16 protein-coding genes and 1 pseudogene are annotated in these 14,711 nt (G+C 71.1%); 9 read left to right on the top strand and 8 right to left on the bottom strand.

The annotated features are described in order from the left end of the window. Positions 1–3 precede the first annotated feature (3 nt). Positions 4–2,187 (top strand): bifunctional glycosyltransferase family 2 protein/CDP-glycerol:glycerophosphate glycerophosphotransferase, encoded by a 2,184-nt coding sequence (locus A4R25_RS29510; RefSeq protein ID WP_064448798.1) that lies wholly within the window; start codon positions 4–6, stop codon positions 2,185–2,187. 158 nt (positions 2,188–2,345) lie between these two features. Further along, a complete protein-coding gene (locus tag A4R25_RS29505; protein WP_064448797.1) occupies positions 2,346–3,659 on the top strand; it encodes an ABC transporter ATP-binding protein in 1,314 nt (437 codons plus the stop codon). Between the two features lie 47 nt (positions 3,660–3,706). On the opposite strand, the gene A4R25_RS29500 is transcribed toward A4R25_RS29505, so the two are convergent. Next, positions 3,707–4,054 carry a hypothetical protein gene (locus A4R25_RS29500; RefSeq protein WP_043327125.1) on the bottom strand — a complete coding sequence of 116 codons (348 nt, stop codon included), beginning with the start codon at positions 4,052–4,054 and terminating at the stop codon, positions 3,707–3,709. Next, the gene (locus tag A4R25_RS32065) at positions 4,051–4,182 is read right to left on the bottom strand and encodes a hypothetical protein (protein WP_255361313.1); all 132 of its coding nucleotides are present in this window, start codon (positions 4,180–4,182) and stop codon (positions 4,051–4,053) included. Before A4R25_RS32065 ends, A4R25_RS29500 begins: the two co-directional genes overlap by 4 nt. A 271-nt stretch (positions 4,183–4,453) precedes the next feature. Between A4R25_RS32065 and A4R25_RS29490 the strand changes: the two genes are divergently transcribed. The 3 genes from A4R25_RS29490 (at position 4,454) to A4R25_RS29480 (ending at position 5,778) form a co-directional block, all read left to right on the top strand. Next, the gene (locus A4R25_RS29490; RefSeq protein WP_064448818.1) at positions 4,454–5,254 is read left to right on the top strand and encodes a helix-turn-helix transcriptional regulator; all 801 of its coding nucleotides are present in this window, start codon (positions 4,454–4,456) and stop codon (positions 5,252–5,254) included. Further along, a complete protein-coding gene (locus A4R25_RS29485; protein WP_043327121.1) occupies positions 5,245–5,433 on the top strand; it encodes a DUF397 domain-containing protein in 189 nt (62 codons plus the stop codon). Before A4R25_RS29490 ends, A4R25_RS29485 begins: the two co-directional genes overlap by 10 nt. A 156-nt stretch (positions 5,434–5,589) precedes the next feature. Further along, positions 5,590–5,778, top strand: a complete 189-nt coding sequence (locus tag A4R25_RS29480; RefSeq protein ID WP_064448795.1) for a DUF397 domain-containing protein — start codon at positions 5,590–5,592, stop codon at positions 5,776–5,778. 16 nt (positions 5,779–5,794) lie between these two features. Here the strand turns inward: A4R25_RS29480 and A4R25_RS31975 are convergent, their stop codons facing one another. Together A4R25_RS31975 and A4R25_RS31970 are read right to left on the bottom strand one after the other, a co-directional pair. After that, positions 5,795–6,178, bottom strand: coding sequence for a nuclear transport factor 2 family protein (locus A4R25_RS31975; RefSeq protein ID WP_043327117.1), 384 nt, complete (start codon positions 6,176–6,178; stop codon positions 5,795–5,797). Between the two features lie 24 nt (positions 6,179–6,202). Next, positions 6,203–6,907, bottom strand: a pseudogene (locus A4R25_RS31970) (hypothetical protein); the annotation flags it as partial. On the opposite strand from A4R25_RS31970, the gene A4R25_RS29470 reads away from it, so the two are divergent. Continuing rightward, positions 6,906–7,862: a sulfotransferase gene (locus tag A4R25_RS29470; protein WP_231915665.1), complete on the top strand. Its 957-nt coding sequence runs from the start codon at positions 6,906–6,908 to the stop codon at positions 7,860–7,862. The pseudogene A4R25_RS31970 and the gene A4R25_RS29470 overlap by 2 nt on opposite strands. Before the next feature lie 661 nt (positions 7,863–8,523). Here the strand turns inward: A4R25_RS29470 and A4R25_RS29460 are convergent. Next, positions 8,524–9,702, bottom strand: a complete 1,179-nt coding sequence (locus tag A4R25_RS29460; protein WP_064448791.1) for a Fic family protein — start codon at positions 9,700–9,702, stop codon at positions 8,524–8,526. 131 nt (positions 9,703–9,833) lie between these two features. Between A4R25_RS29460 and A4R25_RS29455 the strand changes: the two genes are divergently transcribed. From A4R25_RS29455 to A4R25_RS29445, 3 genes are read left to right on the top strand one after another with little or no spacing between them, the layout of a single operon-like run. After that, entirely contained in the window at positions 9,834–10,301 is a 468-nt protein-coding gene (locus tag A4R25_RS29455; protein ID WP_030503534.1) for a DUF4442 domain-containing protein, read from the top strand. Positions 10,302–10,348: 47 nt separating this feature from the next. Continuing rightward, positions 10,349–11,101 (top strand): HAD family phosphatase, encoded by a 753-nt coding sequence (locus A4R25_RS29450; RefSeq protein ID WP_064448790.1) that lies wholly within the window; start codon positions 10,349–10,351, stop codon positions 11,099–11,101. Continuing rightward, complete coding sequence (locus tag A4R25_RS29445) at positions 11,098–13,467, top strand: glycoside hydrolase family 65 protein (RefSeq protein WP_043327109.1); 2,370 nt, start codon at positions 11,098–11,100, stop codon at positions 13,465–13,467. Before A4R25_RS29450 ends, A4R25_RS29445 begins: the two co-directional genes overlap by 4 nt. Before the next feature lie 43 nt (positions 13,468–13,510). Here the strand turns inward: A4R25_RS29445 and A4R25_RS29440 are convergent, their stop codons facing one another. From A4R25_RS29440 to A4R25_RS29430, 3 genes are all read right to left on the bottom strand, one after another. After that, positions 13,511–13,690: a hypothetical protein gene (locus A4R25_RS29440; protein WP_030503531.1), complete on the bottom strand. Its 180-nt coding sequence runs from the start codon at positions 13,688–13,690 to the stop codon at positions 13,511–13,513. 61 nt (positions 13,691–13,751) lie between these two features. After that, on the bottom strand, positions 13,752–14,099 hold the full coding sequence (locus A4R25_RS29435; RefSeq protein ID WP_064448789.1) for a co-chaperone YbbN: 348 nt from the start codon (positions 14,097–14,099) through the stop codon (positions 13,752–13,754). Further along, complete coding sequence (locus A4R25_RS29430; protein WP_043327105.1) at positions 14,069–14,461, bottom strand: MerR family transcriptional regulator; 393 nt, start codon at positions 14,459–14,461, stop codon at positions 14,069–14,071. Before A4R25_RS29430 ends, A4R25_RS29435 begins: the two co-directional genes overlap by 31 nt. Positions 14,462–14,711: the final 250 nt, after the last annotated feature.

The raw sequence follows: 14,711 nt of genomic DNA, 5'->3' as shown, positions 1-14,711 counted from the left end.
GGGGTGACCTTGATCAGCTTCGTCGTGCCGGCCTTCAAGGTGCAGGGCTACCTGCGGGAATGTCTCGACTCGATCCTCGACCAGCCGTTCGCCGACATCGAGGTGATCGGCGTCGACGACGCCTCCCCCGACGACAGCGGCGAGATCCTGGCCGAGTACGCGCTGCGCGACCCCCGGGTCCGCCCGGTGCGCCTCGCCGAGAACGTGGGGCTCGGTCCGGCCCGCAACATCGGGCTGGACCGGGCCGTCGGCGAGTACGTGTGGTTCGTCGACGGGGACGACTGGCTGGTGCCCGGCTGCCTGCCGCACGTCGCGGACCGGCTCCGCGACACCGCGCCGGACGTGCTGATCGTGGACCACGTCCGGGCGCACTGGAACAACATCGGCACCCGCAGCGCGATGCGCGAGGTGTTCCCGGTGCCGCCCGGCGCGACGACGTTCACGCTGCGGGACCGGCCGGAGACGCTGAAGCTGCTGCACACCGCGTGGAACCGGGTGGTACGGCGGGAGTTCCTGATCGAGCACGGGCTGCGCTTCGAACCGGGCTGGTACGAGGACGTCTCGTTCAGCTATCCGGCGCTGATGGCCGCCGGGCGGATCGGCGTACTCGACCGGATCTGCCTGAACTACCGGCAGCGCCGCACCGGCGCGATCACGAAGACCCGGGGGGACCGGCACTTCGAGGTCTTCGCCCAGTGGCACCGGGTGTTCGGGCTGATGGACCGCTGGCAGGTGACCGGGCTGCGACCGGCGGTCTTCGAGCGGATGATCTGGCACTACCTGACGGTGCTCGGCAACGGCGACCGGATCGCGCCCGAGCTGCGGGCGCCGTTCTTCGCCCAGATGCACGCCGACTACGTGCGGTTCCTGCCGCCCGAGGGCTATCCGGTCCCGCCCGGCCCGGAAGGGCTCAAGCACCGGCTGGTGGCGGCCGGCCGATGGCGGACGTTCAGCGCGTTGCGCGAGGCGCACCAGGCGACGGAGACGGCCCGGCGGACCGCGCGGCGGGCCCGGCGACGGGTCACGCCGGTGGTGCGGCGTACCGCCCGGCGGGCCCGTGACCTGGCGCTGGGCGAGTACTACCGGGCCGAGCTGCACCGGCCGGTCGACCCGACGCTCGCCGTGTACGCGGCCTACTGGTACCGGGGCTACTCGTGCAACCCGGCGGCGATCTACGAGGCGGCCCGCCGGCTCGCGCCGCAGGTGCGCGGCGTGTGGATCGTCCGCCGCGACCGGGTGGCCGCGCTGCCGCCCGGTGTCGAGTACGTGGTGGCCGGCACCCGCGAGTACCACCGCGTGCTGGCGCGTGCCCGCTGGCTGGTCAACAACGTCAACTTCCCGGACTTCGTCCGCAAGCGGCCGGGCTCGGTGCACGTGCAGACCCACCACGGCACGCCGGTCAAGGTGATGGGGCTGGACCAGCAGCGCTACCCGGTGGGCGCGATGGGGATGGACTTCGCCGGGCTGCTGCGCCGGGTCGACCGCTGGGACTACAGCATCACGTCGAACAGCTTCTCCACGCAGATGTGGGAGCGGGCGTACCCGGCGGACTACACGACGCTCGAGGTCGGCTACCCGCGCAACGACCGGCTGGCGCTGGCGACCGCCGAGGACCGAGGCCAGGTCCGCGCCGCGCTGGGCATCGCACCCGACGAGTACGTGGTGCTCTACGCGCCGACGCACCGCGAGCACCTGCCCGGGTGGCGGCCACCGTTCGACCCGGACCGGATGCTCGACGTGCTCGGGCCCCGGGGCCGGCTGCTGATGCGCAGCCACTACTTCCACGACCGGGAGCGGCATCCCCGGGGACCGGCGGCGGACGGCGTGCTGGACGTGAGCGCGTACGACCGGGTGGAGGACCTCTACCTGGCGGCGGACGTACTGATCACCGACTATTCCTCGGCGATGTTCGACTACGCGGTGCTGGACCGGCCGATAGTGGTCTACGCGCCGGACTGGGACGCCTACCGGGTGGCCCGGGGCGTCTACTTCGACCTGCTGGCCGAGCCGCCGGGCACCGTCGCGCTGGACTTCCCCGGGCTGCTCGACGTGTTCCGGTCCGGCGCGGTCGACGACGAGGCGGCCGAGCGGGCCCGGGCGGCGTTCCGGTCGCGGTTCTGCGCGCTGGACGATGGGCACGCCGCCGAGCGCGTGGTACGCCGCGTGTTCCTCGGCGAAATGCCGTAAAAGTGGTTACCGGCAGGTCACTTAACTGCGGAGCCCGGCGAATACCGCTTAATAGGACTGTCACGAGCCGAACATGGCACGTTTACCCGATGTGCGAATCAGATGATCCTGGTCACAGTCATTCCCGGGTTTGGGGAGAGAAAACTGGGGAGGTGGCGGTGGCGACCGTCGCGCTCAAGGATGTCACCAAGGTGTTCCCGGATGGAACAGTCGCGGTCGACACCATCAATCTGGACGTCAACGACGGCGAGTTCATGGTGCTGCTCGGCCCGTCGGGCTGCGGGAAGTCGACGGTGCTGCGCATGGTCGCCGGGCTGGAGGACCCGTCCTCCGGCGCGATCCTGCTCGGCGGTGAGCTGGCCAACGACCTGCCGCCACGCGACCGGAAGATCGCCATGGTCTTCCAGGACTTCGCGCTCTATCCGCACATGACTGTGGGCGACAACATCGGCTTCCCGCTGCGGCTCTCCGGCATCGAGCCCGGCCCGCGCGGCGAGCGGATCCAGGACGTGGCGAGCGCGCTCGGCATCGGCGACGTACTCGCGCGCAAGCCCAGCCAGCTCTCCGGCGGCCAGCGGCAGCGGGTCGCCATGGGGCGGGCGATAGTGCGCCGGCCCGGCCTGTTCCTCATGGACGAGCCGCTGTCGAACCTGGACAGCGGGCTGCGCGCCGAACTGCGGGCGGAGATCTCCGGCCTCACCCGCGAACTCGGCGTCACCACCATCTACGTCACCCACGACCAGGCCGAGGCGCTGACCATGGCCGACCGCGTCGCGATCATGCGCAAGGGCGTGCTCCAGGACGTGGGCACCCCCACCCAGGTGTACGGGCGGCCGGCCACGCTCTACGTCGCCGCGTTCCTGGGCAGCCCCCGGATGAACCTGCTGGAGGCGTCGGTCTACGTGCACCTCGACCGGTACGTGGCGCTGAACCTCGGCGAGCAGTCGCTCTACCTGCCCTGGGACGACATCCGCAGCCGGGCGGTGGCGCACTACCACGGCGAGCGGATCGTGGTCGGCATGCGGGCCGAGGCGCTCACCCCGGTCGCCCCGGACACCGCCGGTGACGTGCTGCACGGGCGTATCCGCTACCTGGAGCACCACGGCCACGAGTCGCTCGCGTTCCTCGACATCGGCGCCACCGCGATCGTGGTCGACGAGATGGGCACCCAGGTGGAGCAGGCCGCACCGGGCCAGCGCGGCCTGCGCCGCTTCAACCAGGTGATGCAGCGGCTCACCGGCCGTACGACGGAGGCGTCAGCCCCGTCACCGGAGGCCGGCGGGGGTGGCGGCAACCGCACCAGCGTGCTGCCCGACCCGGGCCGCCACCACCGTCGTCCGGCGGAACTGGCGGTACGGCTCGCGCCGTACCCGCAGGTGTCGCCCGGGCACCCGCTCGCCGTGCAGGTGCGGATGGACGCGCTGCACTTCTTCGACGAGCGAGGCGACCGCATCGACGTCGGCTGGCGGTGAAAGGAAGGGCACCCTGTTAACGCCTCCGGTAGAGGAAGGGCCCCTTGTTAACAGCCGCCGCCCGGTGGGACGGGCGGGTGACGGCGGTACGGGCCCCAGCCGACGAAGCGGGCGAACATGTCGGCCGGGGCGGGCGCGTCGTTCGGGTTGAGCCGGTAGAGGTCGCGCGTCGCCTCGTACAGCAGCCCGCACAGGTAGATCGACAGCCCGATCCGGTTGTCCTCGTACTCGCTGCGCAGCAGCAGACGGGCCGTCGGGCACGGCCACGGCTGGCCGCAGGCCCGGCAGCACCACATCGGACGCAGCGGCGTGTGCGGGGTGGCGTGCAACGGGTACGGCCGGGGTCGATCCGGCTTGGGTCCGTCCGGCGGCTGCCCGAGCTGGTGGCTGATCACCGAGGCTCCTCGTGGCCGTCGCGCCGGTTGCCGGCGTCGCCGCCGCGCTGCTCCGGGACCGGCCAGCGACCGCCGTTCGCCCGCCACTGCTGGGCCGGGGTGAGGTTGCCGACCCGGCCGGGATCCATCGTCGGGAGTGGACGGGTGGGTTGCCGCATCCAGTCCGGCAGATTGTCGCCCCGTACCCGCTGGGGCAGTGTCGGTGCCGACGCACCCCGGCAGCGGAACCAGCGCAGTCGCACGGCGCAACTCCTCTCGGTAGCGGGAATCGGACGAATTCGATTCCACTGCGTGACAGTCTCGTCACCGCGCCGCTAGGGTCGGAAGGCGTTCCACCCCCACCTTCCCGGCCGTCCGACCGGCCGATTTCCGTGTGCAGCCGTGTGCAGAGGTGTGCAGATGATCCGTGTGCCGTTGTGGGAACTGTTCGCCGGTGAGCTACGTCGGTTACGTACCGATGCGGGGCTTACCCAGGAGGCGCTGGGCGAGCGGGTGAGCTATTCGGCGTCGCTGGTGGCGGCCGTCGAGCAGTGCCGCCGCGCGCCGCGCGCCGAGTTCACCGAGCGCTGCGACGAGGTGCTGAACGGCGGCGGCCTGCTGGTGCGGATCCGGGACGCGCTGATGCAGGAGGCGCTGATGCCGTGGTTCCGCGAGTGGGTGAGCATCGAGCAGGAAGCTGCCTCACTGCGTAGCTTTCAACCGCTGGTGGTCCCTGGTCTGTTGCAGACCGAGGAGTACGCCCGTGCGCTCTACGAAGGGGCCGCGCAGTTCGTCGGCGAGGCTGTCGAACAGCAGGTGGCCGCCCGGCTGGCTCGGCAGGCGGTGCTGGACGGCCCGACGCCGCCGCAGTTCGTGGTGGTGCTCGACCACGCGGTGCTGGCTCGACCGGTCGGCGGGCCGAAGGTGATGCGGGAGCAGTTGGAGCACCTGATCGAGATGGCACGGCGACCCCGGGTCCACCTGCACCTGGTGCCGGAGACGGCCGGGGCCTATCCGGGGCTCAACGGTGCCTTCGTGCTCGCGACCCCGGCCGACGGTGACGACGTGGGCTACCTGGACAACCAGTTGCACGGCACAATCGTGGAGCGCACGGTGGACGTGAACTCACTTCGGCAGACGTGGGAGTCCATCCGCGCGGAGGCGATGCCGCACGGGGCGACCTTGGCGGCGATTTCGGAGGCGGCGAAGCGATGGAGTTGACCGGCGCGATCTGGCGCAAGAGCACCCGCAGCAGCGGTAACGGCGGCGACTGCGTGGAGGTGGCGGACAATCTGCCCGGCGTGGTGGGGGTGCGGGACAGCAAGGACCGGCAGGGGCCGGCGCTGACGTTCACGCCGTCGAGCTGGGCGGCGTTCGTCGCGTACGCCAAGCGCGCCTGACCCGTAGCGGTCAACCGGCAGCCGGGTCGCGAACGCTGGTCCGACGATCAGCGTTCGTGCTCGGCTAATCAATGAGTGGCAGAGCTGGACGTCGTGCCGTGCGGAGGCGATGCCGCACGGGGCGACTCTGGCGGCGATTTCGGAGGCGGCGAAGCGATGGAGTTGACCGGCGCGATCTGGCGCAAGAGCACCCGCAGCAGCGGTAATTCCGGCGACTGCGTGGAGGTGGCGGACAATCTGCCCGGCGTGGTGGGGGTGCGGGACAGCAAGGACCGGCAGGGGCCGGCGCTGACGTTCACGTCGTCGAGCTGGGCGGCGTTCGTCGCGTACGCGAAGCGGGGTTAGGCAGCGACCGCCGTCGTCACCCGGCGGCGGTGGTCCGCCGTTCCGGCGCGAACGGCCACTCCTCGAACGACTGGCAGCGGCCGTCCTCGGCGAACCGCATGATCCAGAGGTCGCGCCACTCCTGGTGGACCGGGTCGCCGTACCGGACCTGCACCCGGGCCACAGCGGTGTCGCCGTCGACCGCGACGACCTCCGAGGTCATCTGGAAGACCTCGTCGGGTCCGTCGCGTTCGCTGTCCCACATGCGGACGATGGCGGGCAGGCCGACCACCGGATCCCGGTACGGCCCCTGCTGGTAGGTCGCGTCGGGCGTGAACATCGTGCCGAGCGCCGCAGTGCCCGGTGTGCGCCACGCCTGCTCGTACGCCGCGATCCAGGCGGCCACCCGATTCCTGTCCATGGCTGCCAGCCTGCCATCCCCGCCCGCCCGGATCTCCCACATCGGCCGCCCGGGGTCGTCGTTGTGCACGACGACGTCGGCGTGCTCGGCCGGACGGGCAGTGGCGAAGTAGAGCCGCTGGGCGGGAAGGTAACGCTCGTGCCAGCGCCGCTCGACGTCGGCTCTCGTCGACACGCGGCTCTCGCGGATCACGGCCCGGTCCACCGTCTTGTCGAGCGCGGTGGACACGAAGACGCGCAGCTCCCACCGGTCGACCAGTTCCGGGCGCAGGAGGAAGACACCGTCGAACACCAGCACGGCGTCCGCCGGAGCGGTCGTGGGCGGCGGGGACAGAACCGCGTCGGTGGCGTGGTCGTAGACCGTCGGCCGGAAGCGTCGATCTCCGCCCGGGCCGAGCGGATCGAGCAGCACCCGGTTCAGCGACCCGTGATCGTGGGTGTCGATGTAGCAGCCCTCGGCCGAGAACTCGCCGCGCCGGTAACGCCGGGCGCGGGGGAAGAGGAAGTCGTCGACGGTCGCGCGGATGACGTACCGGCCCCGGGCGCGCAGGACGGCGGCCAGCTCGTCGGCGAGCGTGGTCTTGCCGGCGGCGGGCGGCCCGTCGACCGCGACCCGGGTCGGGTACGGCACGGTGACGGACCCGACCGCGTCGGCCAGGAGGCCGATCAGCTCCCGGCGGGGATAAATGGATTGCCCCTGCGCCCGGCCGGGAGTTTCACTGCCGCCCATGCCGTCCCCCTCACCGGTCTTCGTCGCGGGCACAGGTCGTTCGGGCACCTCGCGGATCGCCGACGTCATCGGCCAGCACCCGCTGATCCACCGGATCCCGATGGAAACCAAGTTCATCGTCGAACCCGGCGGCCTGCGGGACCTGGCCGACGCGCTCACCGAACGGTACGACCCCATCGTCGGCGAGGACGCCCTGCAGCGGCTCAGCGACTTCCTGACCGTACGGGTGCCCGGACGGCGTGACGATCGTGGCAAGACCGTGCCCGAGCTGGTCGGCGAACGGCGCTACCGGGACGCCGTACACCAGCTCTGGCCGCTGTTGATCGCGGACGCCTTCGAGGAGCCCGCGCCCGCGGCGGGCTTCGGCGACGGCGACCGGCCCACCGGGCCGTTCGGGCCGACGGGCCGACGACGGGTCGTGCCGAGGTACTTCCGCGACCGGGCCGAGCTGATCGCCGTCCTGCGCGGCCTGGTCGAGACGCTGTTCGGCGGCGCGGCGGCCGACGCGGGCAAGCCGACGTGGTGCGAGAAGACGCCGTTCAACCTCTTCGCCATGGACTTCCTCTGGGAGCTGGTCCCCGAGGCGACGATCGTGCACGTCACACGGCACCCGGTCTCGGTGCTCGCCTCCCACCTGGCCCAGCCGTGGGCGCCGTCAACAGTCGACGGGGCGCTGGCCTACCTCGTGCCGGTCTACCAGCGATGGCTGGCCAGGAGGAACGCGGCCGACCTGACGACCCGGCGGTACGTCGAGGTGAAGGCGGAAGACCTCGCGGCCGACTGGGCCGGGCAGCGGTGCGCCCTGTTCGAACGGCTCGGCGTCGAGGACGCCGTCACCGCGTCGACGTTCCAGGCGGGCAGGCTCGCGCACCGCGACGACCAGTTCGACGCCGGCACCCGCGCGTACGTCGAGCGGGAACTGGGCGAGATCATCCCCGCCATGGGCTACGAGTGACGGCCGAGCTGTCGAGGGCCGGCCCCGCTGTGCGGAGCTGACCGGCCCGATCAGGTGATGCGGCTCCGGATACGCCTTGCGGCGCAGTTCGCGGAGCACGCCGTGCCGGCGGAGCGCCCACGCCAGTCGCCGCGCGCTCGGGTGCCGGACGAACAGCACCGCCGCCCGGCGGACCAGCCCGAACCGGTTGTCGCTCACCTGGTCGTCGGCCGCCCGCCAGATCAGCTCGCGGACGCCGGGGCTGTCCAGCATCGCCCTTACCTCGTGGCGTACCCGGGGGTCCTCGGCCGCGGACGTGACGGCGGTGACCAGGCCGGGACGGTCGGCGAGCGGCTCCACCGACGCGGCGACGAGCGGCCGGCGTACGGTGTCCCGCTCCAGCAGCAGCAACACCGCCTCCCGGACCTCGGTGCTGTCGAGCCCGGACCGCAGCAGGCCCAGCGCGCTGCGCTCGACCTCGCGGTCGCGGTCCGGAAGGGACAGTGCGGCCAGCAGCACTGTCACCTCGTCGAGGTCGACGAGGTGACGCAGCCCGTCGCGGAACTCCGGGAGCGCCCACGCCACCGTCAGCCCGCGCGCGAGATCGCGGTTCATGGGCCATTCGCTACCCGGAGTCGACAGCCGCCGAAACGCCGCGACAGCGCCGTGAAATAAGCCGTGGTTACAACCGTTCACCTGACCCGGTCGTATTGGCAGCCTCGGTTGCGAGAACGACCGGCATGGCCGGATAGGGGTCGCTGATCGGTTTGCGCTGAGCATGGACTCTTTCCCGCACCGTCACCAGCGTGGGGCCGGCGACGTAATGCCTGCCCCGCCGCTCACCTCGTGCTTCCAGAAGGCCCTGCTCGACAAGGCTGGCCAGATCCCGAGATGCGGTCCTGTCCTCGACATCGGCAAGTTTGACGTACCCGGAGCGACGGATGCGATAGCCCAGGACTGCCTCGTAGAGGAGATCGGTCACCCGCTCAGGGAGCCTGTTCTCGGCAACGATCGCGTCCAACTCCGACCAGATGCCGGACGCCTCCTCGAAGCGGCGAGCGACGGTCTGCGCCTGCATGTGATGGGCGCGCAGGTTGAACGACACCCAGAGGTGCGCCGAACCTTCGGGGTTCCAGCGGCCACGTCCGGTAACCGCCAACACCCGGTAGTAGTCCTCGGTGTTGCTGCCCAGCCATTCCTCGATGCTGGAGAAAGCAGGCTCGACGATCGCGCGTCGGGAGAGCACCAACGTCTGAAGGGCGCGTGCCATTCGCCCGTTGCCATCACGGAACGGATGGATCATCACCAGGTTCAGATGCGCCATGGCTGCTTTGACGAGCGGAGAGGCGGTGACATCCGACCGTAGATCTTCGGTTAGCTCCTCCATGAGGTGAGGCACGTGGTCGGCGTCCGCGCCCTCGTACACCCGCTCATCGGTTCGCTCATCGTGGACGTAGATCGGGCTCTTGCGATATTGCCCCGGGCTCTTGCCCAGATCGTGCGAGAGCATCATGTAGTGCATGCTGCGGATCACCGACGTGTCGAACCGGAAGTGCGGATCCCCGGCGGTTTGCAGCACGTATCCCAGAGCCTGCCGATAGCCCCGGATCTCGGCGAAGGTCCGGTCGTCGGCGCTCAGCGGCTCCTCGCCGTCTAGCGCGGCGGCGGCGTCGTCCTCGGCGACCACGTAGCCCTCGATGCTGTTGGAGCCGAGAATCGCGCGGGCCAACATCGTGCGCCGGAGGCCACCGGTCCACCGGCGAGGAGTGCGCAGGACATCGGCGAGCATGCGGCGCATGTCATGCACCTCGGCCAGGACGGTCTCGTCGCGATCGTTGAGTTCTGGGGTGGCGTAGATCATCTCATGTCCCAATGTCTCTTAATAAGAGACAAGGCTAGCGTCAGGCGATGTGGATGTCACTTATTTAGTGACATTCGGCCAACGTGTTCCGGTGTCTTGCCGGGGAAGTTACCGGCGAGTAGCGTTCGGGCATGAGCATCGACTCTCGCCAGGTCGCGGCCGGTCTCCTCGACGCCGTGCCGTTCGCCCGCACGCTCGGGATCGAGTTCGTCGAGGTGGCGCCCGAGGCCGAGGGCGGGGTCCGGGCCGTGGTCCGGCTCCCCGACGACCCGGCGCACCACAACCACGTGGGCGGCCCGCATGCCGGGGCCATGTTCACGCTGGGGGAGAGCGCCTCGGGCGCGGTTGTCCTGGCCGCGTTCGGGCAGGTGCTCGACCGGGCCGTACCCCTGGCCGTGACCGCGACCATCCGCTACCTCAAGGTGGCGGTGGGGCCGGTGCTGGCGACGGCGCGGCTCGGCGGTGTCCCCGCCGAGGTGCTGGCCGAGCTGGACGCCGGGCGACGGCCCGAGTTCCCGGTCGAGGTGGAGGTCCGCACCGAGGACGGCACGCTCACCTCCTCGCTCACCGTGATCTGGACGCTGCGCCCGAACCGCTGACCCGCGAAGTGTGTTTGCCCGGCGCGGCGCCTGGATAGATTCAAACGATGCTGGGCCTCCCCGCGCACGTGAGCGCGTGTCTCTTCGATCTGGACGGTGTGCTGACGCAGACCGCCAAGGTGCACAACGCCGCCTGGGCGGAGACGTTCGACGCCTACCTGCGGCGACGGTCCGTCGAAACCGGCGAGCCGTTCCAACCGTTCGACCCCGGACCGGACTACAACCGTTACGTGGACGGCAGACCGCGCGCCGACGGGGTGCGCACATTCCTGGCCTCGCGCGGCATCACCCTGCCCGAGGGCTCACCCGACGACCCACCCGAGGCGGACACGGTCAACGGCCTCGGCAACCGCAAGAACGTCGTCCTGCTCCAGCGGATCGAGCAGCACGGCGTCGAGGCGTACGAAGGTTCGGTTCGCTACCTGGAGGCCGCCACCGCGGCCGGGCTGCGGCGGGCGGTCGTCTCGGCCAGCGCCAACTGCGCCGCCGTGGTGCACGCCGCCGGGCTGGACCACTGGCTGGAGGCGCGGGTCGACGGCGTGGTCGCCCGCGCGAACGGGCTGCGCGGCAAACCGGACCCGGACACGTTCCTGGAAGGCGCGCGGCTGCTCGGCGTCGAACCGGCGCAGGCCGCCGTCTTCGAGGACGCCCTCGCCGGCGTGGCCGCCGGACGGGCCGGCGGATTCGGGTACGTGATCGGCGTCGACCGGGTCGGCCAGGCCGACGAACTGCTGGCGCACGGCGCCGACGTGGTGGTCACCGACCTCGCCGAACTGCTCGCGGCGGAGCCGGCCGCGTGATCCGGGAACGGGCGTATCCGGTCGAGCCCTGGCATGTCCGGGAGGTACGCCTCGACATGGACGTGCTGGCCCAGTCCGAGTCGGTGTTCGCGCTCTCCAACGGGCACATCGGGCTGCGCGGCAACCTCGACGAGGGCGAGCCGCACGGCCTGCCCGGCACCTACCTGAACTCCTTCTACGAGCTGCGCCCGCTGCCGTACGCGGAAGCCGGCTTCGGCTTCCCCGAGTCGGGGCAGACCATCGTCAACGTCACCAACGGCAAACTGATCCGGCTGCTCGTGGACGACGAACCGCTCGACGTCCGCTACGGCGAGGTGCTCGCCCACGAGCGGGTCCTCGACATGCGCGCCGGGACGCTCCAACGCGACCTGCACTGGCGTTCCCCGGCCGGGCGCGAGGTCAAGGTCCGCACCACCCGGCTGGTGTCGTTCACCCAGCGCTCGGTCGCCGCCATCCACTACGAGGTGGAGCCGGTCGACGGGCCGCTGCGGCTGATCCTCCAGTCCGAGCTGGTCGCCAACGAGACGCTGCCGCCGCAGAGCCGCGACCCCCGGGTGGCCGCCGTACTGGAGTCACCGCTGCAGGCCGAGGAGGAACTCACCACCGACGACGGCGGCCTGCTCATCCACCGGACCAAGGTCAGCGGCCTGCGGGTCGCCGCCGCCATGGGCCACGACGTGCACGGCCCCGAACGCACCACGATCGAGAGCGAAGGGTACGAGGACTGGGTCCGCACCACCATCGGCTGCGTGCTCAAGCCCGGCGAGAAGCTGCACGTGATCAAGTACCTCACGTACGGCTGGTCCAGCCGCCGGTCGCTGCCGGCGCTGCGCGACCAGGTCGGCGCGGCGCTCGCCGCGGCCCGGCTCGACGGCTGGGACGGGCTGCGCCGGGCGCAGCGGGAATACCTCGACGCGTTCTGGGACGCCGCCGACGTGCGCGTCGAAGGCGACCCGGAGGTGCAGCAGGCCGTCCGCTTCGGCCTCTTCCACGTGCTCCAGGCCGGCGCCCGCGGGGAACGGCGGCCGATCTCCGCCAAGGGCCTCACCGGCCCCGGGTACGACGGCCACGCATTCTGGGACACCGAGATGTTCGTGCTGCCGGTGCTCACGTACACCCAGCCCGGCGCGGTCCGCGACGCGCTGCAGTGGCGGCACGCCACGCTCGCCCAGGCCCAGGAGCGGGCCCGCACGCTGAACCTCGAAGGCGCCGCCTTCCCGTGGCGCACCATCGAAGGACCCGAGTCGTCGGCGTACTGGCCGGCCGGAACCGCCGCGTTCCACATCGCCGCCGACGTCGCCGACGCGCTGCGCCGCTACGTGCTGGTCACCGGCGACGAGACACTGGAACGCGAGATCGGACTGGAACTGCTTGTCGAGACCGCCCGGCTGTGGCGATCCCTCGGCCACCACGACCGGGCCGGGCAGTTCCACATCGACGGCGTGACCGGCCCCGACGAGTACACAGCCGTGAAGAACGACAACGTCTACACCAACCTGATGGCGCAGCGGAACCTGCGTACCGCCGCGGACTGCGCGATGCGCTACCGGGACCAGGCCCTCGACCTCGGCGTCACCGAAGAGGAAGCCGCCGCGTGGCGGGACGCCGCGAACGACATGCACGTCCCGTACGACGCCGAGACCGAGGTGCACGAGCAGGTCGAGGGGTTCACCCGGTTCCAGGAGTGGGACTTCGAGCACACGCCACCGGAGAAGTACCCGCTGCTGCTGCACTACCCGTACTTCGACCTCTACCGCAAGCAGGTCGTCAAGCAGGCCGACCTGGTGCTCGCCATGCACTGGCGGGGCGACGCGTTCAGCGCCGCCGAGAAACTGCGCAACTTCGTCTACTACGAGCGGCGCACCGTACGCGACTCGTCGTTGAGCGCCTGCACCCAGGCGGTGCTCGCGGCCGAGGTCGGCTTCCTCGAACTGGCCCACCGCTACCTGCGCGAGGCCGCGCTGATGGATCTGCACGACCTGAACGAGAACACCCGCGACGGCGTGCACATGGCGTCCCTGGCCGGCGCCTGGATCGCGCTCGTCGCCGGATTCGGCGGCCTGCGGGACCACGACGGGACGCTCTCCTTCGCGCCCCGGCTCTCCAGCCGCCTCAGCCGACTGGAGTTCTCGCTCCAGTGGCGCGGGATGCGACTGCGCGTCGACGTGCGGCCGCACCAGACCACGTACTCGCTGCGCAACGGCGGCCCGGACACGGTGGTGGAGCTGAGGCACCACGGCGAGCCGCTGCGGGTCACCTCGGCGCAGCCGGTCACCGTGCCGATCCCGCCCGAGCACCCGACCGAGCCGCAGCCGGAGCAGCCGCAGGGCCGCGCGCCGCTGATGCACCTGCCGGAACGCATGTAGCGGTCCCGCCCCGAAGAGGCGGGACCGCTCGGTACGCGTACCCTCAGAACTGGCGGCCGTTGGACGGGCGCCCGCCGGCGTCGCGCGGCGCCGTGGCCCGCGGATCGTCGGATGTCCGCGCCGTCGAGGCGCGGTCGGCCCAGTCCGGCGAGCCCTCAAGCTCCCGCTTGCGGCGCTCCTGGTCGGTGAGTTCCTGTTCCCGGGACCTGTCCTGTTTCGCCATGACGATCCTCGCGATCCGTCGGGGTCCGTGGTCACCCCGCGCGTTCCCGCCCGGCGGCGGCTCAACCGTCCAGGTGGCGGGCGAAGCTGCGCCGCAGGTGGTCCTTGGGGCGGGAGCCGACGATCGAGCCGACCACCTCGCCGTCCCGGAACACCAGCATGGTCGGCGCGGACATGATCCGGTGGGCGCGGGTGGTGGCCGGGTTCTCGTCGGTGTTGAGGGTGACGAAGCGCAGCGCGTCGCCGAACTCCTCGGCCAGCTCGGCCAGGTGCTTCGACACCACCCGGCACGGCGGGCACCACTCGGCCCAGAAGTCGACCACCACGGGCCGGTCGGCGGCCAGCACGGTGGCCGTAAAGGTGTCGTCGGTGACCGGGGTCAGCCGGCCGGTCCCCGTGTCCTGAGGCATGTTTCCTCCCGTTGGGCGATCGCGTGGGCGAGCTGGTCGTGCAGGCGGCGGCGGACGTCGCCGAGCCGGTCGAGGTAGTCGTCCACCTCGGCGAGCTTGCGCCGCAGCACCGCCACCGAATCGGGGCAGACGTCACCGGAGTCGTTCCCCGCGCGCAGGCAGGCGACGAACGGACGGATGTCGTCCAGGCCGAAACCGATCGCCAGCAGGGAGCGGATCTCGCGGACGACGCGCAGTTCCGCCTCGTCGTAGATCCGGTACCCGTTGGCGGACCGGCCCGGCCGGACCAGGCCGTGGGTCTCGTAGTAGCGCAGGGTGCGGGTGCTCGTACCGGCCCGCCGCGCCAGCTCCCCGATCCGCATCCGCCGCCCCCGTCCCTGCCTGTGAATCGACGCTAAACCTTGCCGCCGACGTCAACGCAACCCCGCACGCGCGGCCTCCCCGCGCGGCGTTCCCCGCCGGGATCCCCGCTGGCTGTCCCCGTCGATCATGAGGTTGACGGCGTTGTGGATCTCCAAATCTGCCGCCAACTTCATGATCGACCCCGTCGGGCGGGGTCCGGTGGGGCTGGGGTGGCGTCCCCGTGGATCTTGGTACGAGCTGGCCCCTCCA

Source organism: Micromonospora sp. NBRC 110037 (assembly GCF_001652995.1).
Lineage (GTDB): Bacteria > Actinomycetota > Actinomycetes > Mycobacteriales > Micromonosporaceae > Micromonospora > Micromonospora chalcea.
Note: the sequence above shows the minus strand (reverse complement) of the source record. Positions and strands in the feature narration are given on the sequence as shown.

Coding starts and splice junctions, on each gene's coding strand:
- A4R25_RS32065 (WP_255361313.1), bottom strand. CDS start 4,182: ATGGATCCCGGCCGGGTCGGCAACCTCACCCCGGCCCAGCAGTGGCGG.
- A4R25_RS29490 (WP_064448818.1), top strand. CDS start 4,454: ATGATCCGTGTGCCGTTGTGGGAACTGTTCGCCGGTGAGCTACGTCGG.
- A4R25_RS29485 (WP_043327121.1), top strand. CDS start 5,245: ATGGAGTTGACCGGCGCGATCTGGCGCAAGAGCACCCGCAGCAGCGGT.
- A4R25_RS29480 (WP_064448795.1), top strand. CDS start 5,590: ATGGAGTTGACCGGCGCGATCTGGCGCAAGAGCACCCGCAGCAGCGGT.
- A4R25_RS31975 (WP_043327117.1), bottom strand. CDS start 6,178: ATGGACAGGAATCGGGTGGCCGCCTGGATCGCGGCGTACGAGCAGGCG.
- A4R25_RS29470 (WP_231915665.1), top strand. CDS start 6,906: ATGCCGTCCCCCTCACCGGTCTTCGTCGCGGGCACAGGTCGTTCGGGC.
- A4R25_RS29460 (WP_064448791.1), bottom strand. CDS start 9,702: ATGATCTACGCCACCCCAGAACTCAACGATCGCGACGAGACCGTCCTG.
- A4R25_RS29455 (WP_030503534.1), top strand. CDS start 9,834: ATGAGCATCGACTCTCGCCAGGTCGCGGCCGGTCTCCTCGACGCCGTG.
- A4R25_RS29450 (WP_064448790.1), top strand. CDS start 10,349: ATGCTGGGCCTCCCCGCGCACGTGAGCGCGTGTCTCTTCGATCTGGAC.
- A4R25_RS29440 (WP_030503531.1), bottom strand. CDS start 13,690: ATGGCGAAACAGGACAGGTCCCGGGAACAGGAACTCACCGACCAGGAG.
- A4R25_RS29435 (WP_064448789.1), bottom strand. CDS start 14,099: ATGCCTCAGGACACGGGGACCGGCCGGCTGACCCCGGTCACCGACGAC.
- A4R25_RS29430 (WP_043327105.1), bottom strand. CDS start 14,461: ATGCGGATCGGGGAGCTGGCGCGGCGGGCCGGTACGAGCACCCGCACC.